Origin of the sequence: Mitsuaria sp. RG (assembly GCF_028369275.1) — a bacterium.
Taxonomy (GTDB): domain Bacteria; phylum Pseudomonadota; class Gammaproteobacteria; order Pseudomonadales; family Pseudomonadaceae; genus Aquipseudomonas; species Aquipseudomonas peradeniyensis.
This window is the reverse complement of record NZ_JAQMYQ010000071.1, coordinates 1-21835: the sequence shown is the minus strand read 5'-3', so window position 1 is coordinate 21835 and position 21835 is coordinate 1. Positions and strand designations below refer to the sequence as shown.

Annotated in this window: 18 protein-coding genes; 10 read left to right on the top strand and 8 right to left on the bottom strand. The window is 63.4% G+C overall.

Going from position 1 to position 21835, the window contains the following annotated elements; translation table 11 throughout:
• A partial coding sequence (locus tag POF53_RS24855) for a YkgJ family cysteine cluster protein (RefSeq protein WP_498969906.1) occupies window positions 1–393 on the top strand: 393 nt, incomplete at its 5' end.
• Between the two features lie 145 nt (window positions 394–538).
• On the opposite strand, the gene dadR is transcribed toward POF53_RS24855, so the two are convergent.
• Window positions 539–1027, bottom strand: a complete 489-nt coding sequence (dadR, locus tag POF53_RS24850; protein WP_003258963.1) for a transcriptional regulator DadR — start codon at window positions 1025–1027, stop codon at window positions 539–541.
• A gap of 156 nt (window positions 1028–1183) precedes the next feature.
• Here dadR and dadA point away from each other — a divergent pair, with 156 nt between their 5' ends.
• From dadA to POF53_RS24820, 6 genes are all read left to right on the top strand, one after another.
• Window positions 1184–2485, top strand: coding sequence for a D-amino acid dehydrogenase (gene dadA, locus POF53_RS24845; protein WP_186732204.1), 1302 nt, complete (start codon window positions 1184–1186; stop codon window positions 2483–2485).
• Between the two features lie 194 nt (window positions 2486–2679).
• Complete coding sequence (gene alr / locus POF53_RS24840) at window positions 2680–3753, top strand: alanine racemase (protein WP_232855390.1); 1074 nt, start codon at window positions 2680–2682, stop codon at window positions 3751–3753.
• A 108-nt stretch (window positions 3754–3861) separates the two neighbouring features.
• Window positions 3862–4410, top strand: a complete 549-nt coding sequence (locus POF53_RS24835; protein WP_023629132.1) for a cupin domain-containing protein — start codon at window positions 3862–3864, stop codon at window positions 4408–4410.
• Between the two features lie 136 nt (window positions 4411–4546).
• Window positions 4547–4969: a c-type cytochrome gene (locus POF53_RS24830; protein ID WP_028689921.1), complete on the top strand. Its 423-nt coding sequence runs from the start codon at window positions 4547–4549 to the stop codon at window positions 4967–4969.
• Between the two features lie 152 nt (window positions 4970–5121).
• Window positions 5122–5931: an RHS repeat-associated core domain-containing protein gene (locus POF53_RS24825; protein ID WP_498969902.1), complete on the top strand. Its 810-nt coding sequence runs from the start codon at window positions 5122–5124 to the stop codon at window positions 5929–5931.
• A gap of 143 nt (window positions 5932–6074) precedes the next feature.
• Window positions 6075–7937: an acetyl-CoA hydrolase/transferase C-terminal domain-containing protein gene (locus POF53_RS24820; protein WP_498969900.1), complete on the top strand. Its 1863-nt coding sequence runs from the start codon at window positions 6075–6077 to the stop codon at window positions 7935–7937.
• A gap of 100 nt (window positions 7938–8037) precedes the next feature.
• Here POF53_RS24820 and POF53_RS24815 read toward each other — a convergent pair whose 3' ends face one another.
• Together POF53_RS24815 and rep are read right to left on the bottom strand one after the other, a co-directional pair.
• The gene (locus POF53_RS24815; RefSeq protein ID WP_234562806.1) at window positions 8038–8610 is read right to left on the bottom strand and encodes a xanthine phosphoribosyltransferase; all 573 of its coding nucleotides are present in this window, start codon (window positions 8608–8610) and stop codon (window positions 8038–8040) included.
• A gap of 222 nt (window positions 8611–8832) precedes the next feature.
• Window positions 8833–10842: a DNA helicase Rep gene (gene rep, locus POF53_RS24810; protein WP_050707509.1), complete on the bottom strand. Its 2010-nt coding sequence runs from the start codon at window positions 10840–10842 to the stop codon at window positions 8833–8835.
• Between the two features lie 256 nt (window positions 10843–11098).
• Here rep and POF53_RS24805 point away from each other — a divergent pair, with 256 nt between their 5' ends.
• Window positions 11099–12766, top strand: a complete 1668-nt coding sequence (locus POF53_RS24805; protein WP_232855388.1) for a putative bifunctional diguanylate cyclase/phosphodiesterase — start codon at window positions 11099–11101, stop codon at window positions 12764–12766.
• Window positions 12767–12891: 125 nt separating this feature from the next.
• Here the strand turns inward: POF53_RS24805 and scpC are convergent, their stop codons facing one another.
• From scpC to POF53_RS24780, 5 genes are all read right to left on the bottom strand, one after another.
• Window positions 12892–14385 (bottom strand): succinyl-CoA:acetate CoA-transferase ScpC, encoded by a 1494-nt coding sequence (scpC, locus tag POF53_RS24800; protein WP_498969898.1) that lies wholly within the window; start codon window positions 14383–14385, stop codon window positions 12892–12894.
• A 266-nt stretch (window positions 14386–14651) separates the two neighbouring features.
• Window positions 14652–16088 (bottom strand): NAD(P)(+) transhydrogenase (Re/Si-specific) subunit beta, encoded by a 1437-nt coding sequence (locus POF53_RS24795; RefSeq protein ID WP_203649439.1) that lies wholly within the window; start codon window positions 16086–16088, stop codon window positions 14652–14654.
• Between the two features lie 2 nt (window positions 16089–16090).
• Window positions 16091–16396 carry an NAD(P) transhydrogenase subunit alpha part 2 gene (locus POF53_RS24790; protein WP_498969908.1) on the bottom strand — a complete coding sequence of 102 codons (306 nt, stop codon included), beginning with the start codon at window positions 16394–16396 and terminating at the stop codon, window positions 16091–16093.
• Between the two features lie 20 nt (window positions 16397–16416).
• A complete protein-coding gene (locus tag POF53_RS24785; RefSeq protein WP_232855386.1) occupies window positions 16417–17538 on the bottom strand; it encodes a Re/Si-specific NAD(P)(+) transhydrogenase subunit alpha in 1122 nt (373 codons plus the stop codon).
• Window positions 17539–17979: 441 nt separating this feature from the next.
• On the bottom strand, window positions 17980–18879 hold the full coding sequence (locus POF53_RS24780) for a LysR family transcriptional regulator (protein WP_203649451.1): 900 nt from the start codon (window positions 18877–18879) through the stop codon (window positions 17980–17982).
• Between the two features lie 163 nt (window positions 18880–19042).
• On the opposite strand from POF53_RS24780, the gene POF53_RS24775 reads away from it, so the two are divergent.
• Both POF53_RS24775 and POF53_RS24770 read left to right on the top strand, forming a co-directional pair.
• Complete coding sequence (locus tag POF53_RS24775) at window positions 19043–20224, top strand: acyl-CoA dehydrogenase (RefSeq protein WP_028689912.1); 1182 nt, start codon at window positions 19043–19045, stop codon at window positions 20222–20224.
• 15 nt (window positions 20225–20239) lie between these two features.
• Window positions 20240–21460, top strand: a complete 1221-nt coding sequence (locus tag POF53_RS24770) for a CaiB/BaiF CoA transferase family protein (protein ID WP_232855384.1) — start codon at window positions 20240–20242, stop codon at window positions 21458–21460.
• Window positions 21461–21835 lie beyond the last annotated feature (375 nt).

The window sequence follows — 21835 nt, the reverse complement described above, 5'->3', positions numbered from 1 at the left end:
GCTTATAATTCAACCTCATTCATCGCACTGTCCTTGGTCATGTCCTGCAACCGCCACAAGATCCACTTCCTGCGCGAACTCATCCCCTCGTTCGAGTGCGAGCCCGGCTGCCACGATTGCTGCGGCCCGGTCACCACGTCCGCCGAGGAGATGGCCCGCCTGCCGCGCAAGACCCAGGCCGAGCAGGACGCCGCCCTGGAGCGCCTGGACTGCGTGCACCTGGGGCCGAACGGCTGCACGGTCTATGAAGAGCGCCCGATGATCTGCCGACTGTTCGGCACCACCCCGCGCCTGGCCTGCCCCCGTGGCCGAGGGCCGGCGCAGCCTATCGAGCCTGCGGCCGAGCAACTGGTCCACCAGTTCATCGCCACGACCCGTCAGGTGCTGGTCTGAGGCCTTGGCTCTGTACGAAATGTATCTGCACTCGCCCATACTGCGTTGAAACGGGGCTCGGAATGCTCATGTACTCCAGTACACTCCGCTTCCTCCCCCCGTTTCGCCTTGTCTGGCCTTCGCGCAGACACATTTCGTACAGACCCTAGTCCGGGATCGGCAGGCACAGGCTCTCTTTCACTTCTTCCATCACGATGTAGCTCTTCGATTCGCGCACATGGGGCAGCTTGAGCAGGATGTCGCCGAGCAGCTTGCGGTACGAGGCCATCTCCGAGATCCGCGCCTTCACCAGGTAGTCGAAGTCGCCCGACACCAGGTGGCATTCCAGCACATGGGGCAGCTTGAGCACGGCGCGGCGGAATTCCTCGAAGGTGTCGCCGGACTTGTAGTCCAGGCTGATCTCGACGAACACCAGCAGGCTGCCCTTCAGGTGCTGCGGATTGAGTCGGGCGTTGTAGCCCATGATGATCCCCTCGCGCTCCAGGCGCCGTACGCGCTCGGTGCAAGGGGTGGTGGACAGCCCGACCTTCTCGCCCAGTTCGGTGAAGGAAATACGCCCGTCATTCTGCAGGATCCGCAGGATGTTGCGGTCGATCTTGTCCAGTTCACGTTTGCTCTGGTGCTGGGTTCTCATAGGGGATGCCCCTCCGTGAAAGGCGATTTTGCCGAGAATTCTCGCCAAATATAGCTGCTTATATAGTGAATAGCACTGGCTTGAGATTCATATACTGCGCGCATCCATGCCATTTCAACAAAAGACTGCGGCGAGCCGCGTGCGAGGGATACAACAATGCGAGTTCTGGTACTTGGTAGCGGTGTGATCGGTACCGCCAGTGCCTACTATCTGGCCCGGCAAGGTTTCGAGGTCACGGTGGTCGATCGCCAGCCGGCGGTGGCCATGGAAACCAGCTTCGCCAACGCAGGCCAGATCTCGCCCGGCTATGCCTCGCCCTGGGCCGCCCCGGGCGTGCCGCTCAAGGCCATCAAGTGGCTGCTGGAGCGCCACGCGCCCCTGGCCATCAAGCTGACCGGCGACGTCGACCAGTACCTGTGGATGGCGCAGATGCTGCGCAACTGCACCGCCAGCCGTTATGCGGTGAACAAGGAGCGCATGGTGCGCCTGTCCGAGTACAGCCGCGACTGCCTCGACGAGCTGCGCGCCGAAACCGGCATTGCCTACGAAAACCGCAGCCTGGGCACTACCCAGCTGTTCCGCACCCAGGCCCAGGTCGACGCCGCGGCCAAGGACATCGCCGTGCTGGAACAATCCGGCGTGCCATACGAGCTGCTCGACCGCGATGGCATCGCCCGCGTCGAACCGGCCCTGGCCGGGGTGAAGGACATCCTCGCCGGTGCCCTGCGCCTGCCCAACGACCAGACCGGCGACTGCCAGCTGTTCACCACCAAGCTCGCCGAGATGGCCATCAAGCTGGGCGTCGAGTTCCGCTTCGGCCAGGACATCCAGCGCCTGGACGTCGCCGGCGACCGCATCAACGGCGTGTGGATCGACGGCAAGCTGGAAACCGCCGACCGCTACGTGCTGGCCCTGGGCAGCTACTCGCCGCAGCTGCTCAAGCCGCTGGGCATCAAGGCCCCGGTCTACCCGCTCAAGGGCTACTCACTGACCGTGCCGATCACCAACGGCGACATGGCGCCGACCTCGACCATACTGGACGAGACCTACAAGGTCGCCATCACCCGTTTCGACGACCGCATCCGTGTCGGCGGCATGGCCGAGATCGCCGGTTTTGACCTGTCGCTGAACCCGCGTCGGCGCGAAACACTGGAGATGATCGTCAACGACCTTTATCCTCGCGGCGGCGACCTGAGCCAGGCGAGCTTCTGGACCGGCCTGCGCCCGGCCACCCCGGACGGCACCCCGATCGTCGGGGCGACCAAGTTCCGTAACCTGTTCCTCAACACCGGTCACGGCACCCTGGGCTGGACCATGGCCTGCGGTTCCGGTCGCCTGCTGGCGGACCTGATCGCGCGCAAGAAGCCGCAGATCAGTGCCGAAGGCCTGGACATCTCGCGTTATGGCAACAGCCGCGAGATCGCCAAGCATGGCCAGCCGGCGCCTGCGCACCAGTAAGCGGGCGTCTGCGCCGGCCCTTTCGCGGGTAAACCCGCTCCCACAGGTTTGTGCTGCCCCCTGTGGGAGCGGGTTTACCCGCGAAGAAGTTCACACCGATTGACCTGTTCCCTCACCCCGGCGCGGTGGGTACCTACCCCCATCTGCCGCGCCGGGGCTTTATCGATAACCAGAACTGCCAGAAGGCTGCCGCCATGCGTCCCGCCCGTGCCCTGATCGACCTCCAAGCCCTCCGTCACAACTACCGTCTGGCCCGTGAGCTGACCGGCGCCAAGGCCCTGGCCGTGGTCAAGGCCGACGCCTACGGCCATGGCGCGGTGCGTTGCGCCCTGGCGCTCGAGCCCGAGGCCGACGGTTTTGCCGTGGCCTGCATCGAGGAAGCCCTGGAGCTGCGCGCGGCGGGCATCAAGGCACCGCTGCTGCTGCTCGAAGGTTTCTTCGAGGCCAGCGAGCTGGCGCTGATCGCCGAGCATGACCTGTGGTGCGTGGTGCATTCGCTGTGGCAGCTGGAAGCGCTCGAGCAGACCTCGGTGCGCAAGCCGCTGACCATCTGGCTGAAGATGGATACCGGCATGCACCGCGTCGGTGTGCACCCCAAGGACTACCACGACGCCTACCAGCGCCTGCTGGCCAGCGGCAAGGTGTCGCGCATCGTGCTTATGAGTCACTTCGCCCGCGCCGACGAGCTCGATGCCGCCGCCACCGAGCAGCAGGTCGCCGTGTTCGAGGCCGCACGCCAGGGCCTGGCTGCCGAGTGCAGCCTGCGCAACTCACCGGCCGTGCTGGGCTGGCCGAGCATCAAGAGCGACTGGGTGCGCCCGGGCATCATGCTCTACGGCGCCACGCCGTTCGAGGTGGCGCAGGCCGAAGCGGCCCGCCTGCAACCGGTGATGACCCTGCAATCGCGGATCATTAGCGTGCGCGAGCTGCCGGCCGGCGAACCGGTGGGCTACGGCGCCAAGTTCCTCAGTCCGCGCCCGACCCGCGTGGGCGTTGTCGCCATGGGCTATGCCGACGGCTACCCACGCCAGGCGCCCACCGGCACCCCGGTGGTGGTGGCCGGCAAGCGCACCCAGCTGATCGGCAGGGTGTCGATGGACATGCTCTGCGTCGACCTCACCGAGGTGCCCGAGGCCACCGTCGGCAGCCCGGTGGAGCTGTGGGGCAAGCAAGTCCTGGCCAGCGACGTGGCGATGCAGGCCGGGACCATTCCGTACCAGATTTTCTGCAATCTCAAACGCGTGCCACTGGACTATATCGGCGAATAAGGCGCTGAAGCGGACAGGCTGCGGGGCTGTGTGTTGTAAATACTGAACGGCATTGCCATCATATCGTTCACACTACCCCCATCTCGACCGATTCAGGAGGCTCCAGCTTTGGACGTCGGTGAACGACTGCAAGCCATCCGCAAGCTCAAGGGCCTGTCCCAGCGTGAACTCGCCAAGCGCGCGGGGGTGACCAACAGCACCATCTCGATGATCGAGAAGAACAGCGTGAGCCCGTCAATCAGCTCCCTGCGCAAGGTGCTCAGCGGTATCCCCATGTCCATGGTCGAGTTCTTCTCGGTGGAGCTGGCGCCGGAAAGCCCGACCCAGATCGTCTACAAGGCCCACGAGCTGATCGACATCTCCGACGGCGCGGTGACCATGAAGCTGGTCGGCAAGTCGCATCCCAACCGGGCCATCGCCTTCCTCACCGAGGTCTACCCGCCGGGTGCCGACACTGGCGCGGAAATGCTCACCCACGACGGCGAAGAGACCGGCATCCTGCTCGAAGGCCGCCTGGAGCTGGTGGTTGGTACCGAGATCTTCATTCTCGAGGCCGGCGACAGCTATTACTTCGAAAGCACCCGTCCACACCGCTTTCGCAACCCGTTCGAGGAGCCGGCACGTTTGATCAGCGCGGCGACCCCGTCGAACTTTTGATCCAGCGCAGTGCATTGATTCGCCAATACCCTTTCCCTGAGTGTGGTCGTTTCACGCCTTCCGGGTTCCCGCTATACTTTTCAACGCTCGCAATTCCGTGGCCGCGGGCGTGATTAGCCACCATGAGGGTGTTCGCGTGAACCAAATCAAGAAGATGCTGGCCGTACCAGCAGCCGTATTCGCCCTTTGGGCAATGAGCGCAACCGCTGCAACCAACGACGACATCGCCAAGCGCCTCGAGCCGGTCGGCCAGGTGTGCGTCCAGGGCCAGGAATGCAAGGGCATGGAAGTGGCCGCCACTGCCGGCGGCGGCGGTGCCAAGACACCGGACGAGATCATTGCCAAGCACTGCAACGCCTGCCATGGCACCGGCCTGCTGAACGCGCCGAAGATCGGCGACACCGCGGCGTGGAAAGAGCGTGCCGATCACCAGGGCGGCCTTGACGGCATCCTGGCCAAGGCTATCACCGGGATCAACGCCATGCCGCCGAAGGGCACCTGCGCCGATTGCTCGGATGAAGACCTGAAGGGTGCGATCAAGAAGATGTCCGGGCTGTAAGCCATAGATGGAATACACAAGGCCCGCCTATCCTGGCGGGCTTTGTTTTTTGCGCCTCCAGTTCTATAGACCGAGACCTGGTATTTTTATCAGTACTCTGCTCCAGGTGTGGTCATGATAATAATGCACCCAGCCGTGGCAGAGGGTGCATCATGATGGTCGACAAAAGAGTTAGTACATTATTGGCCGTGGCTCAGCAGCGTTCGACGCTGACTAGAGTCAACCCCTGCTGTTCGCTGCAGAGCGTTGCCTATTCACCTTACGGCTACCATCCTGAGCTGACGATTACCCTCGGTTTTAATGGGGAGCGATTAGAACCGATAACCGGGCATTATCTTTTGGGTAATGGCTATCGTGCATTTAATCCAATACTGATGCGATTCAATAGTTCAGATTCTATGAGCCCATTCGATTTAGGGGGGGAGAACGCATATGCTTACTGTCAGGGAAATCCAGTCACTCGTTGCGACCCAAGTGGCCATGGTCTATTTGAGTTCGTTTTCAGCATGGCTCGACCGTATTTCTCTAGTGTTTTGTCTGGTACATCTAGACTACCTCTAGGTGGTGCGGTTCAAACCAAGCAGGTCGCAGTGCCCAGTGGGCCTGACAAGATGTCGAGCACTTTAACATTTCTTGGCTTTCACGCCAGTGAAGAAATCCATAGGGGCTCATTGGAACGCGGATTGAGTCTGAATTATTCATTCAGAGCCTCTCAAGGGCGTGGATTCTATTATGCAACGACTACTGGGCACGCCAATGAGTACTCCGCTCAGATTGACAAGGCCGGAGGAAAAAGCCATATCTACTTCGTCTTTGCGGATATCAGAAAATGGACTTACGGGGTCGAGTATAAGAAAGATGCCTTTGGTACTCCCATGATCAAGCCTGAAGGGTTCAAGGATGTTGTGGTGCTGTTTGAGATCCAAGAAGGGCAAAAACCCTATATTCTAAGATCTGAGTAAACTCAAGGCCTTAGAGAGTTTCCGCAGCGCTCCGAGCGGACAGAGTAAAACCCACGCTTGTTTGGGAAGGAACCTAGCCAAGCAACCAAACCGTTTGTATTCATGTCCAACCCCTGAGCCCGCGGACAATTCAGGAGGCCCAGATGCACCGTTGTTCAATCGAGCAGGCCGTCGAGCACGTCCTGGCTCGCTTGCCGAGCCATATCCATGTGGGCCTGCCGCTTGGCCTGGGCAAACCCAATGCCTTCGTCAACGCGCTGTACGCGCGGGTTCGCGATCTCCCCGAGCGTCGGCTGACGATCTACACCGCCCTGTCCCTTGGCCGCCCCGCGCTGGGCGACGGTCTGCAGCGTCGTTTCCTCGAACCCTTCATCGAGCGTGTATTCGCCGACTACGAAGAGCTCACCTACCTGGCCGACCTGCGTGCCAACCGACTCCCGCCTAACATCCGTGTCGAGCAGTTCTTCATGCAGCCCGGCAGTCTGCTGCACAGCGAGGCGGCGCAGCAGGACTACGTCAGCAGCAACTACAGCCACGCTGCCCGCGACATCAACGCCAAGGGCCTGAACCTGGTTGCGCAACTGGTGGCGGCCACGCCCGAGCGGCCCGACCACCTGAGCCTGGCCTGCAATCCCGACATCACCCTCGACCTGCTGCCGATGGTCGCCCGGCGCCGAGCCGCCGGCGAGACCATCCTGGTACTCGGCCAGGTCCACGACGAACTGCCCTACATGCCTGGGGACTCGGAGCTGGGCCTGGAGCAGTTCGACCTGCTGATCGACCAGCCCGAACAACGTCGGCTGTTCTCCACACCGAACATGCCGGTGAACACCCAGGACCACTGCATCGGCCTGCATGCCAGCGCCCTGGTGCGTGACGGCGGCACCCTGCAGATCGGCATCGGTGCCATGGGTGATGCGATCACGGCGGCACTGCTGGCGCGCCAGGGCGACAACGAGGGCTATCGTGCGCTGCTCGATGAACTGGATATCGGCGCCTGGCAGGTACTGATCGAGCGGGAAGGGGGGCTGGATACCTTCGCCCAGGGGCTGTACGGCTGCAGCGAGATGTTCGTCAATGGCCTGCTGGCACTGGCCGACGCCGGGGTGGTGCGCCGCCCTGCGGACGAGCAGGGGGTACTGATCCATGGCGGGTTCTTCCTCGGGCCACGGGCGTTTTACCAGCGCCTGCGCGAGATGCCGTTGGAACAGCGCGCACGGTTCGCCATGAGCGCCATCAGCTTCATCAACGAGCTCTACGGCCAGGAGGAGCGCAAGCGTCGACAGCGTCGGGATGCACGCTTCATCAACACGGTGTTCGGCATGACCCTGCTGGGTGCGGGGGTTGCCGACCAGCTCGAGGATGGCCGGGTACTCAGCGGCGTGGGCGGGCAATACAACTTCGTCGCCCAGGGGCATGCGCTGGAGGGCGGTCGCTCGATCCTGTTGCTGCGCAGCTGGCGCGAGGCCGGTGGCGAAGTTACCTCGAACCTTTACTGGACCTACGGCCATTGCACCATTCCCCGACACCTTCGGGACATCGTGATCACCGAGTACGGCATCGCCGACTTGCGTGGGCAGACCGACAGCGAGGTGATCGCACGGTTGCTGGCGATCAGTGACTCACGTTTTCAGCGCGAGCTGATGGAGCAGGCCAAGGCGGCGGGCAAGCTGGCCAAGGACTTCGAGCTGGACGCGCGGTTCATGGACAATACGCCTGAGCGGCTCGAAGCAATCCGGGCACGGCATGCGCGACTGTTCCCGGAGTATCCACTGGGGACTGATTTCACGTCAGAGGAGCGGGATCTGTTGCGAGCGCTGAACTGGTTGAAGAGCAAGTTCAAGTTGAGCGAGGTTTTGGAGTTGGGCAAGGCGGCATTGGATGCGCCGGGGCCCGAGGGGTATGGGGCAGCGTTGGCGAGGATGGGGCTGGGTGAGCCACAGGGGTTGAAGGAGGAGTTGTATCAGCGGTTGCTGTTGGCGGCGCTTCGGGCGACGCGGCAATGATGCAGCGTGGGAGCGGGCTTGCCCCGCGATGGCGTCAGCTCGGGCAATATCTTTGTTTGACCTGACGCCATCGCGGGGCAAGCCCGCTCCCACGGGTCCATCACTCGATGAACGAAACTACGCCACCTTCCAGCGACTTCACCCGGGCCAGCGATTCGACGCGGTAACCCTGGCTGTCCAGCTCGGCGCGGCCGCCCTGGAACGACTTCTCGATGACGATGCCCAGGCCCGCCACGGTGGCACCGGCCTGCTTGATGATCGAGATCAGCGCCTGGGACGCCTTGCCGTTGGCCAGGAAGTCGTCGATCACCAGCACGCGGTCGCTGCTGTTGAGATGGCGCGGCGAGATGGCCACGGTGTTCTCGGTCTGCTTGGTGAAGGAGTACACCGAGGCAGTCAGCAGGTTCTCGGTCAGGGTCAGCGACTGGTGCTTGCGGGCGAAGATCACCGGCACGCCGAGCTTCAGGCCGGTCATTACCGCCGGGGCGATGCCGGAGGCTTCGATGGTGACGATCTTGGTCACGCCCGAATCGGCGAACAGGCGGGCGAACTCGTCACCGATCAGCTGCATCAGCGCCGGGTCGATCTGGTGGTTGAGAAACGCGTCGACTTTGAGAACCTGGTCGGAAAGCACGATGCCTTCTTCGCGAATCTTCTGCTGCAGTGCTTCCACTGTTTTTTCCTCGATGTAGATAGTGGCCTGTATGGCCGATTTGTAAGCCCAACTTCGGCGCCAGCCTTCGTCACACTGCGTTGCCGCTCCTCGCCGTAGCTGGACTACGACTCGTCGCGGCGCCTTGTGTGCCGAACCCTGGCACTCGAATTTGAGCTCACAAATCGGCCATACAAGCCACCGTGGCCGCAAATAGCGGCAAAGTTTAAGAGTAATGGTTGATCAGCGTTTGAGCATCGCCCGGATATCGGCCAGGGCGTTGTTGCCGCGCGCGGCTTTCACTTCCACGGGCGCATCGTCCAGGCCTTCCCAGGCCAGGTCATCCGGCGGCAGTTCGTCGAGGAACCGGCTCGGGGTGCAGTCGATGATCTCGCCGTACTGCTTGCGCTTGGCGGCGAAGGTGAAGGCCAGGGTCTGGCGTGCGCGGGTGATGCCCACGTAGGCCAGGCGGCGTTCCTCTTCGATGGTGTCGGCTTCGATGCTCGAGCGGTGGGGAAGAATCTCCTCCTCCATGCCCATGATGAACACGTAGGGGAACTCCAGGCCCTTGGAGGCGTGCAGGGTCATCATCTGCACGCCTTCGGCGTTCTCTTCCTCTTCCTGCTGGCGCTCGAGCATGTCGCGCAGCACCAGCTTGCCGATGGCATCCTCGATGGTCATGTCACCCTCTTCATCCTTCTCGAGGGTGTTCTTCAGCGCTTCGACCAGGAACCAGACGTTGCTGATGCGGAACTCCGCGGCCTTGTCGCTGGCGGTCTGCTGGCGGATCCAGTTCTCGTAGTCGATGTCGCGGATCATCTCGTGCAGCGCGGCGATCGGATCTTCCAGGGCGACCTTGTGGCGCACCCCGTCGAGCCAGTGCTTGAAGCGCTGCAGGCGCTCGGTGTAGCGGGCATCCAGGTGCTCGCCCAGGCCCAGCTCCTCGCTGGCGGCGTACATCGAGATGCCGCGCTCGGTGGAATAGTTACCGAGCTTCTCGAGGGTGGTCGAGCCGATCTCACGGCGCGGCACGTTGATCACCCGCAGGTAGGCGTTGTCGTCGTCCGGATTCACCAGCAGGCGCAGGTAGGCCATCAGGTCCTTGACCTCCTGGCGGCCGAAGAAGCTGTTGCCGCCGGAGAGGCGGTACGGCACCTGGTGGTGCTGCAGCTTCAGTTCGATCAGCTTGGCCTGGTAGTTGCCCCGGTAGAGGATGGCGAAGTCGCTGTACGGGCGGTTGGTGCGCAGGTGCAGGGTGAGGATTTCCATGGCCACGCGCTCGGCCTCGGCTTCCTCGTTCTTGCAGCGGATCACGCGGATCTCGTCGCCCACGCCCATCTCGCTCCACAGTTCCTTCTCGAAGGCATGGGGGTTGTTGGCGATCAGCACGTTGGCGCAGCGCAGGATGCGGCTGGTGGAGCGGTAGTTCTGCTCGAGCATGACGATCTTCAGGGAGGGGTAGTCCTCCTTGAGCAGCATCAGGTTCTCGGGGCGGGCGCCGCGCCAGGCGTAGATCGACTGGTCATCGTCGCCGACCACGGTGAACTGGTTGCGCATGCCGATCAGCATCTTCACCAGCAGGTATTGGCTGGCGTTGGTGTCCTGGTATTCGTCCACCAGCAGGTAGCGTACGCGGTTCTGCCAGCGTTCGAGCACGTCGGGGTGTTCCTGGAACAGCTTGACCGGCTGCAGGATCAGGTCATCGAAGTCCACCGCGTTGAACGCCTTGAGCGTGCGCTGGTAGTGGGTGTAGACGATGGCCGCGGTCTGCTCGCGCGGGTTGCGTGCCTTTTCCAGGGCCTCGGGCGGCAGGATCAGGTCGTTCTTCCAGGCACCGATCATGTTCTTGATCTCGTCGATGCCGTCGTCGCCGGAGTATTCCTTCTGCATGATGTCCGACAGCAACGCCTTGATGTCGGATTCATCGAAGATCGAGAAGCCCGGCTTGTAGCCCAGGCGCTCGTGTTCCTTGCGGATGATGTTCAGGCCCAGGTTGTGGAAGGTGCACACCGTCAGGCCCCGGCCTTCCCCCGGGCGCAGCAGGGTGCCGACCCGCTCCTTCATCTCGCGCGCGGCCTTGTTGGTGAAGGTCATCGCCACGATGTACTGGGCACGGATGCCGCAGTTCTGGATCAGGTGGGCAATCTTGCGCGTGATCACGCTGGTCTTGCCGGAGCCTGCACCGGCGAGCACCAAAAGAGGGCCGCCGACGTAGTCTCGGGCTTCCTGTTGCCGGGGATTGAGTCGGGACATGCTAGAAACCGGGGGTAACCAGAAAATAGCCGCGCATTCTAGCAGGCATGGGGCTGTTAATGCGCGACCGTCTGACGTTGTGATGCAGGGCGCGAATCGGATTTGCCGCATCTGCTACTTTCGCGCAGGATGCACGTCAGATTGCGTCGGGATGGCGGCCAGGGAAGGGCAACGACTAAAAGTGAAAATCATTTCCAATTAATCGGGTAGGATTGCCCGCGCTCGCCGTTCCACCGCCCATGTCTAAGGAGCCCGCTTGTCCACGCCTGTCGAACCCCTGCGTTTGCTGCTGTTGGCTGATGAGCCGGAGTGGGCCGTGCACCTGCGCGAGTGCCTGCAGCCGATGGACGGTAGCGTCGTGCTGCTGACCGCGCCCAACTGGGCGGCGGTGGACAGCTTGTTCGCCAATGACCGCCAGGCCGTGGTGCTGGCCACGCCCGAGCTGCAGCCGGCGCCGGGGCGTTGCGAGCTGCCGACCATCCTGCTGCTGGAGCAGGAGCCGGCCAGCGCGCCGCTGGGCGTCAGCGACTGGCTGGTGCTGGCGCAGCTGACCACCGACACCCTGCGTCGCTCGCTGCGTCATGTGCGCGAGCGCGGCGTGCTGGTGGCCACCCTGCAGCGCCTGGCCGAACAGGATCCGCTGACCGGTATCGCCAACCGCCAGGGCTTCCAGGCCCTGCTGACCGCGCGCCTGGCGGAGAACGAAGGCCGCGGCCTGGCGCTCGGCCACCTCGACCTGGACAACTTCCGCCACGTCAACGACGCCCTCGGCCACCAGGGTGGCGACCGGCTGATCCTGCAGGTGGTCGGTCGGTTGAAACACCAGTTGGAAGCGAGCGACCAGCTGGCACGCCTGGGCAGCGACGAGTTTGCCCTGTTGATCGACACCCGGCGCGACCCCAATCGCGCCGAGTGGATGGCCGAGCGCATCACCGAAGCGCTCACCGAGCCCTACTGGATCGACGGCGAGAGCCTGCTGCTCGGTTGCAGCCTGGGGATCGCCCATGCCCGCGCCCAGGCCGGCGCCGACCCGCTGATGTGGCACGCGCACATCGCCATGCGCCAGGCCAAGAGCAGCCAGGGCTGCACCTTCCATGTGTTCAACGAGCGCATCAACCGCAACGCCCGCAGCCTGGCTGACCTTGAGAGCGAGCTGCGCCGCGCCCTGCGCCGCGACGAGCTGGAGCTGCACTATCAACCGCGGCTCAACCTCGCCGACGGCCGCATCGTCGGGCTGGAGGCGCTGGTGCGCTGGAATCATCCCGAGCGCGGCCTGCTCGCGCCGAGCGAATTCGTGCCGTTGGCCGAGCAGAGCGGGTTGATCGTGCCGCTGGGCTACTGGGTGATCTCCCGGGCGCTGAGCGACATGCAGGCCCTGCGCGAGCGCGGCCTGGCGCCGCTGCACATGGCGGTAAACCTGAGCTTTCGCCAGTTCCAGGACAGCCAGCTGCTGGCCACCCTGAGCCGGCTGATCGTCGAGCACGGCGTCGATGCGCGCTGGCTGGAGTTCGAACTGACCGAGACTGCCGTGATGCGGCGCAACGAGCTGGTGCGCCAGACCATGGACGCCCTGGGGCGCCTGGGGGTGCGTTTCTCGCTGGATGACTTCGGGACCGGCTTCTCGTCGTTCGTGCACCTGAACAGCCTGCCGATCACCTTGCTCAAGGTCGATCGCAGTTTCGTCGGCGGCATGGAGCAGCGCGAGGAGAACGCCAAGCTGGTGCACGCGATGATCAACCTGGCGCACAACCTCAACCTGGAGGTGGTGGCCGAAGGGGTGGAGAGCGAGGAGCAGCTGGCGCTGCTGCGGGCGTTCGGTTGCGACCAGGTGCAGGGGTTCCTGGTAAGCCGGCCGTTACCGGTGGAGGCGTTGATCGAGTACCTGTTGCAGGTGCCGAGTCCTGGGCTGGTGCAGACCTTGTAGATCTCATGCAGCCTTTTCGCGGCACAAGGCCGCTCCTACAGGGGATCGTGGTCTTCTGTAGGAGCGGCCTTGTGCCGCGAAAAGGGGCGCAAAGCGCCCCCGGCAATTTCAAACCGTGAAGATGATCAACCGACCAGCATCCGCCCGGTTTCTTCCAGGTTCTCATGCCAGCTCAAGGCTTCGCGCAGGATATGCGGGGTATGCCCGCCACGCAGGCAGGCGCGCTCGAAGTAATCGTTCAGCGCGGCGCGGTAGTCCGGGTGCACGCAGTTGTCGATGATCACCCGGGCGCGCTCGCGCGGAGCCAGGCCACGCAGGTCGGCCAGGCCCACCTCGGTCACCAGGATGTCCACGTCGTGCTCGGTGTGGTCGACGTGGCTGACCATCGGCACCACGCTGGAAATCGCGCCGCCCTTGGCGATCGACTTGGTGACGAAGATCGCCAGGTGCGCGTTGCGGGCGAAGTCGCCCGAGCCACCGATGCCGTTCATCATCTTGGTGCCGCAGACGTGGGTGGAGTTGACGTTGCCGTAGATGTCGAACTCCAGCGCCGTGTTGATGCCGATGATCCCCAGGCGACGCACCACTTCAGGATGGTTGGAGATCTCCTGCGGACGCAGCACCAGCTTGTCCTTGTAGCGCTCCAGGTTGCCGAACACGTCGGCGTTGCGGCGGCTCGACAGGGTGATCGAGCTGCCCGAGGCGAAGCTCAGCTTGCCGGCGTCGATCAGGTCGAAGGTCGAGTCCTGCAGCACTTCGGAGTACATGGTCAGGTTTTCGAACGGCGACTCGATCAGGCCGCACATCACCGCGTTGGCGATGCTGCCGATGCCGGCCTGCAGCGGGCCGAGGTTGTTGCTCATGCGCCCGGCGTCCACCTCGCCCTTGAGGAAGGCGATCAGGTGGTCGGCAATGCCCTGGGTCTCGTGGTCAGGCGGCAGCACGGTGGACGGCGAGTCCGGCTGGTCGCTGATGACGATGCCGACGATCTTGGCCGGGTCGATCGGGATCGCGGTGCTGCCGATGCGGTCGTCGACCTTCACCAGCGGGATCGGCGTGCGGGTCGGGCGGTAGGTCGGGATGTAGATGTCGTGCAGGCCTTCGAGGTTGGCATGGTGCGACAGGTTGATCTCGACGATGACCTGCTTGGCGAAGATCGCGAAGCTGGCCGAGTTGCCGACCGAGGTGGTCGGCACGATATGGCCCTGTTCGGTGATCGCCACCGCTTCGATGACCGCGATGTCCGGCAGGGTGAGCTGTTTGTTGCGCAGCTGCTCGACGGTTTCCGACAGGTGCTGGTCGATGAACATCACCTTGCCGTCGTTGATGGCCTTGCGCAGGGTACTGTCGACCTGGAACGGCATGCGCCTGGCCAGCACGCCGGCCTCGGTCAGTTGCTTGTCCAGGTCGTTGCCCAGGCTGGCGCCGGTCATCAGGCTGATCTTCAGCGGCGACTGTTTTGCACGTTCGGCCAGTGCATGGGGCACGGCCTTGGCTTCGCCGGCGCGGGTGAAACCGCTCATGCCGACGGTCATGCCGTCCTGGATCAGGCCAGCGGCGTCAGCCGCACTCATAACCTTGCTGTGCAGGGAGGACAAGCGGATACGATCACGGTACATGGATTGTTATCTCAGGCTACTGAAGCTACTGGAAGCGCAGTCTAGAGATTTCACCCGGAACCGTCCCGCGACCATGGTCGTAGGCGAAGGCCGGAAGTAGAGCCGTTGATCTGGATCAGGCAAATACGACAAACCCCGGGAATGACTTCCCGGGGTTTGTTCGACAGCAGCGGTTTCGTGGGAGCGGGCTTGCCCCGCGATGGCGATGCTGCATTCAAGCCATCATCGCGGGGCAAGCCCGCTCCCACAAAGCATCGCTCCTGCTATTACTCCACCGCCTTGACCATGTCCTCGATGACTTTCTTGGCGTCACCGAACACCATCATGGTCTTGTCCAGATAGAACAGTTCGTTGTCCAGACCCGCATAGCCACTGGCCATGGAGCGTTTGTTGACGATGATGGTCTTGGCCTTGAAGGCTTCGAGGATCGGCATGCCGGCGATCGGCGACTTCGGATCGTTCTTCGCCGCCGGGTTGACCACGTCGTTGGCGCCCAGCACCAGCACCACGTCGGCCTGGCCGAACTCGGCGTTGATGTCCTCCATCTCGAACACCTGGTCGTACGGCACCTCGGCCTCGGCCAGCAGCACGTTCATGTGCCCAGGCATGCGCCCCGCCACCGGGTGGATCGCGTACTTCACGGTCACCCCGTTGTGGGTCAGCTTCTCGGTCAGCTCCTTGAGTGCGTGCTGGGCGCGGGCCACCGCCAGGCCATAGCCGGGGACGATGATCACGCTGTCGGCGTTGCTCAGGAGGAAGGTGGCGTCGTCGGCCGAGCCGGACTTCACCGGGCGCTGCTCCTTCGAACCCTGCGCCGCGCCGACATCGGTATCGCCGCCGAAGCCGCCGAGGATGACGTTGAAGAACGAACGGTTCATCGCCTTGCACATGATGTACGAGAGGATCGCACCGCTGGAGCCCACCAGGGAACCTGCGATGATCAGCATCGAGTTGTTCAGCGAGAAGCCGATACCCGCCGCCGCCCAGCCCGAGTAGCTGTTGAGCATCGACACCACCACCGGCATGTCGGCCCCGCCGATCGGGATGATGATCAGCACGCCCATGACGAAGGCCAGGGCCAGCATGAGGGTAAAGGCGCTGTAGTGGCCGGTGAAGGTGAACAGCAGCCCCAGGGCGATGGTCGCCAGGCCCAGGATCAGGTTCAGCTTGTGCTGGCCGGCGAACTGTACCGGTGCGCCCTGGAACAGGCGGAACTTGTACTTGCCCGACAGCTTGCCGAAGGCGATCACCGAGCCCGAGAAGGTGACGGCACCGATGGCCGCGCCAAGGAACAGCTCCAGGCGATTGCCGGTGGGGATCGGGTCGCTGATGGCGGCGACGATACCCAGCGATTGCGGCTCGAGCACGGCAGCGATGGCGATGAACACCGCGGCCAGGCCGATCATGCTGTGCATGAAGGCGACCAGCTCGGGCATCTTGGTCATCTCGACGCGCTTGGCCATGATCGAGCCGGCGCTGCCGCCGACCAGCAGGCCGACGATGACGTAGCCGATGCCGGCGGTCGCAAGCTCTGCGCCAAGCTTGTAGATCAGGCCGACCGTGGTGAGGATGGCGATACCCATGCCGATCATGCCGAACAGGTTGCCGCGGCGTGAGGTAGTCGGATGCGAGAGTCCCTTGAGCGCCTGGATGAAGCAGACCGAGGCGACCAGGTACAGAAGCGTTACCAGATTCATGCTCATGCTTACTTCTGCCCCTCGCTCTTGGTTTTCTTCTTGAACATTTCCAGCATGCGGCGGGTGACCAGGAAGCCACCGAACACGTTGACCGCAGCCAGCGCCACGGCCAGGGTGCCCATGACCTTGCCGGCCGGGGTGACGGTCAGCGCGGCGGCCAGCATGGCGCCGACGATGACGATCGCGGAAATGGCGTTGGTGACCGCCATCAGCGGCGTGTGCAGGGCCGGGGTGACGTTCCACACCACGTGGTAGCCCACGTAGATGGCCAGCACGAAGATGATCAGGTTGTAGATGCCGTGGGAAATCAGCATGTCTTCCATTGTCGTGCTCCTCAGCCGTTCTTGCGCACGACTTGGCCGTCGCGGCACATCAGGCACGCGGCGACGATGTCGTCTTCGAGGTTGATGACCAGGTTGCCGTCCTTGTCGAACAGCAGCTTCATGAAGTCCAGCAGGTTGCGCGCGTACAGCGCCGAGGCATCGGCGCCGACCTGGGCCGGCAGGTTGGTCGGGCCGACGAGGGTCACGCCGTTGTGCATGACGACCTGATCGGCCACGGTCAGCGGGCAGTTGCCGCCCTGGGCCGCGGCGAGGTCGATGACCACCGAGCCGGGCTTCATCTGCGCCACGGTCTCGGCGCTGAGCAGGGTCGGCGCCTTGCGCCCGGGAATCAGCGCAGTGGTGATGACGATATCGGCCTGCCTGGCGCGCTCGTGCACGGCCTGGGCCTGACGCTGCATCCAGCTGGCCGGCATCGGCCGGGCATAGCCGCCGACGCCTTCGGCACATTCGCGTTCTTCATCGGTCTCGTAGGGCACGTCGATGAACTTGGCCCCCAGCGATTCGATCTGCTCCTTCACCGCCGGACGCACGTCCGACGCTTCGATCACCGCACCCAGGCGTTTGGCCGTGGCGATGGCCTGCAGGCCGGCGACGCCGGCGCCGAGGATCAGCACGCGGGCGGCTTTCACCGTACCTGCGGCGGTCATCAGCATGGGCATGAAGCGAGGGTAGTGGTGAGCCGCCAGCAGCACGGCCTTGTAGCCGGCGATGTTGGCCTGGGACGACAGCACGTCGAGGCTCTGGGCCCGCGAGGTGCGTGGCGCGGCTTCCAGGGCGAAGGCGGTGATGCCGCGTTCGGCCATCTTGCCGATCAGTTCGTTGTTGAAGGGGTTGAGCATGCCCGCCAACAGGCTGGTGCTGTTGATCAGCGCCAGTTCCTGATCATCGGGCGCGACCACCTTGAGTACCAGCTGCGCGCCGAAGGCGTCGGTGGCTTCACCCAGGGTGGCGCCCACGGCTTCATAGGCACTGTCGGGAATGCTGGCTTTGAGCCCTGCCCCCCGTTGCACGGTGACCTGATGGCCCTGGCCTACCAGTTTCTTGATGGTTTCCGGGGTCGCGGCGACCCTTGTCTCACCCGTCTGCGTCTCGAGAGGAACACCAATGTGCACGACTATGTCTCCTGCGGTGACCTTTATTGTCTTTATGGAAACCAGCGCACTTCGGGTGGTGCGGCTGGGCGGCCGTAGAGCACGACTCCGCCTGGTTCGAGGCGGGAGAGGCATTTTGCAGACGAACCCAGGGGCCTTCAACAGGTTCTGAAGCGAAACGAACTCAAAACTACAAGTCACCCTGTGACCGTATGTCGCAACGATTCCGATCGAGCCCGTCAAGTACGCGCTATTCGCAGCTTAGGGGAAAAAACGAAAAAATTTCGGCCGTTTTCGTTCGCGGCGTTGTGAATGTCGCAAAATAAGCCGCAAACCCGCGCAGTCACTAGGGTTGCTACGGTTTTTCCGGTAAACGGAACAGATTACGAATTTGCGACAAATCCATATATCTGTAGGTGTTCAAAATAATTGACTACGGAGTCAGGTTGTCGCTTTATGGCCTCAGCTGGTGGCGGTGTACTGCTGTGCCTGCGCCACCAGCCAGTCGCGAAACGCCCGCAGCGAAGCGGACTCCACCTTTCGCTCAGGGATCATCAGATGGTAGGCCTTGTCGCTGGACAGGGCATGCCTGTTAGCGACCAGCAATCGACCTTCCTGCAACTCGCGCTGGATCAGGAACGGCGGAATCAGCGCGATGCCCATGTCGTGCATGGCGGCCTGGGCCAGCATGGAGAACAGTTCGTAGCGCGGGCCAGTCATGTCGCGCTCGACGCTCATGCCCAGGCCGTCGAACCATTGCCGCCAGGCATAGGGGCGCGTGGTCTGCTGCAGCAGGGGCAATTCGGCGATGCGCCGGGCGTCGAGGCTGGCTTGTCCGTCCAGCAACGCGGGGCTGCACACCGGCACGGGGTTCTCGCCCATCAGTCGGTGGGACTGGGTTCCGGACCAGTCGGCGTCGCCGAAATAGATGGCGGCGTCGAAGGGCGTGTCGGCGAACAGGAAGGGGCGGGTGCGGTTGGTCAGGTTGACCGTGACTTCGGGGTGGCGCTGCTGGAAGTCCTTCAGGCGCGGCAGCAGCCATTGCGTGCCGAAGGTCGGTACCACCGCCAGTTCGATCACGTTGGCGCCCTGCTGGCGCATCACCGAAAGCGTGTCGCGCTCCACCGCATCCAGCTGCGCAGCCACCTGGCGGCTGTAGGACAGCCCGGCTTCGGTCAGTTTCACGCCCCGGCGCGAGCGGCGGAACAGTTCGACATTGAGGAAGGCCTCAAGGCCACCGATCTGCCGACAGACGGCGCCCTGGGTCAGGGCCAGTTCCTGGGCGGCCTTGGTGAAGCTCTCGTGACGCGCGGCCGCCTCGAAGCAGACCAGGGCGGTGGTGCTGGGGATCTTGCGGCGCATGTACGTCAACCTCACTTGTAGGGCGTTGAACAGGGCATTTCGATGATTACGAAGTGAGAAAATATCACTAAACCGTGCGCAATCCTCGTTTGTCCCGCGGGCCGATCAGGCCTAGGATCAATCCAGCACAACAATTCGTTCCCATCTTTCGAGGAATCCGCACATGGCTGGCAAGGCAAGCTTCAACTGGATCGACCCGCTGCTGCTGGATCAGCAGCTCACTGAAGAAGAGCGCATGGTTCGCGACAGCGCCTATCAGTTCGCCCAGGACAAGCTGGCACCCCGTGTGCTGGAGGCGTTCCGCCACGAGCAGACAGACCCGGCGATCTTCCGCGAGATGGGTGAAGTCGGCCTGCTTGGCGCGACCATCCCCGAGCAGTACGGCGGTAGCGGCCTGAACTATGTGTGCTACGGCCTGATCGCCCGCGAGGTGGAACGCATCGACTCCGGTTACCGCTCGATGATGAGCGTGCAGTCGTCGCTGGTGATGGTGCCGATCAACGAGTTTGGTACCGAGGCACAGAAGCAGAAGTACCTGCCGAAGCTGGCCAGCGGCGAGTGGATCGGCTGCTTCGGCCTGACCGAGCCCAACCATGGTTCCGACCCGGGTTCGATGATCACCCGCGCCCGCAAGGTCGACGGTGGCTATCGCCTGACCGGCAGCAAGATGTGGATCACCAACAGCCCGATCGCCGATGTGTTCGTGGTCTGGGCCAAGGATGATGCCGGCGATATCCGCGGCTTCGTGCTGGAGAAAGGCTGGGACGGCCTCAGCGCCCCGGCCATCCATGGCAAGGTGGGCCTGCGCGCCTCGATCACCGGCGAGATCGTCATGGACAACGTGTTCGTGCCGGAAGAGAACATCTTCCCGGACGTGCGTGGCCTCAAAGGTCCGTTCACCTGCCTGAACTCGGCCCGCTATGGCATCTCCTGGGGCGCCCTGGGCGCCGCCGAGGCCTGCTGGCACACTGCGCGCCAGTACACCTTGGACCGCCAGCAGTTCGGCCGCCCCTTGGCCGCCAACCAGCTGATCCAGAAGAAGCTGGCCGACATGCAGACCGAGATCACCCTGGCCCTGCAAGGCTGCCTGCGCCTGGGGCGGATGAAGGACGAAGGCACCGCGGCGGTGGAAATCACCTCGATCATGAAGCGCAACTCCTGCGGCAAGGCCCTGGATATCGCCCGTCTGGCCCGCGACATGCTGGGCGGCAATGGCATCTCCGACGAGTTCGGAGTGGCCCGCCACCTGGTCAACCTCGAGGTGGTCAACACCTACGAAGGGACCCATGACGTGCACGCGCTGATCCTGGGGCGTGCGCAGACCGGCATCCAGGCGTTCTATTAATAGAGGAGCCAGGCCATGGGCGCGCTTTCCCATCTGCGGGTGCTGGATCTTTCCCGGGTGCTGGCCGGCCCTTGGTCTGGCCAGATCCTGGCCGACCTTGGCGCCGATGTGATCAAGGTCGAGCGTCCGGGGGCGGGTGACGACACCCGTTCCTGGGGGCCGCCTTTCCTGCGCGACGCCCAGGGCGAGAACACCAGCGAGGCGGCCTACTACCTGTCGGCCAACCGCAACAAGCGCTCGGTGACCATAGACTTCACCCAGCCGGAAGGCCAGCGCCTGGTGCGCGAGCTGGCGGCGAAGTCGGATATCGTCATCGAGAACTTCAAGGTAGGCGGACTGGCGGCCTATGGGCTGGACTATCAGAGCCTGAAGGCGGTCAATCCCAAGCTCATCTACTGCTCGATCACCGGCTTCGGCCAGACCGGGCCGTATGCCAAGCGTGCCGGCTACGACTTCATGATCCAGGGGCTGGGTGGGCTGATGAGCCTGACCGGTCGCCCGGAGGGGGAGGAGGGTGCCGGGCCGATGAAGGTTGGTGTGGCGCTGACCGACATCCTCACCGGGCTGTATTCCACCGTGGCGATCCTGGCGGCCCTGGCGCACCGTGATCAGGCTGGTATTGGCCAGCACATCGACATGGCGTTGCTGGATGTACAGGTGGCCTGCCTGGCCAACCAGGCCATGAACTACCTCACAACCGGTACCGCGCCTCGCCGGTTGGGCAATGCGCACCCGAACATTGTGCCGTACCAGGATTTCCCGACGGCTGATGGCAACTTCATTCTTACCGTGGGCAATGACGGGCAGTTCCGCAAGTTCGCGGAAGTGGCCGGGCAGGCGCACTGGGCGGATGACCCACGCTTTGCCACCAATAAACAGCGGGTGGCCAATCGCGCCGAGCTGATTCCGCTGATTCGCCAGGCCACGGTGTTCAAGACCACGGCCGAGTGGGTGAGTGAGCTTGAGAAGGCGGGCGTGCCGTGTGGGCCGATCAACGACCTGGCGCAGATGTTCCAGGATCCGCAGGTGCTGGCCCGTGGGCTGGCAGTGAATGTTCCTCATCCGTTGGCGGGCAGCGTGCCGCAGGTGGCCAGCCCGATCCGGTTGTCGGAGACGCCGGTGGAGTATCGGCAGGCGCCGCCGTTGCTGGGGGAGCATACCGAGGTGGTGCTGGGGGAGGTGCTGGGGTTGGATGGAGAGGCGGTGCAGCGGCTTCGGGTTGCTGGGGTGTTGTGATGCTTTCTATATAGATATATGAAGCGGGGAGACCGGTAGGTCTCCCGCTTTTGTTTTTGGGGCTGCTTTATATAGGTGTCAGGGCTGGTTGGTGCCTGTCTTGGGATTGGGTTGTGTGCGAGGTGTTCGCCTTGGGGTTGCGTTGTGTCTCAGAGGTGTTCGCCGAAGATTCTCTGGCGCCTATGAGATCGAGCGCCGCCCGCGCGGCGCATCGCGGCACAAGGCCGCTCCTACATCTGTTTCGGGCCAATTGTTCCTGGGAGTGAGGCGGCGCCTGCCTTGGTGCATGCCTCAAGTCGTGCGGAGCGGCAGTGGTGCCCACGCCGAAACCGCGTCGTGCCAACAAGGCTGGCAACCATGGCCTGACAGGTTCGG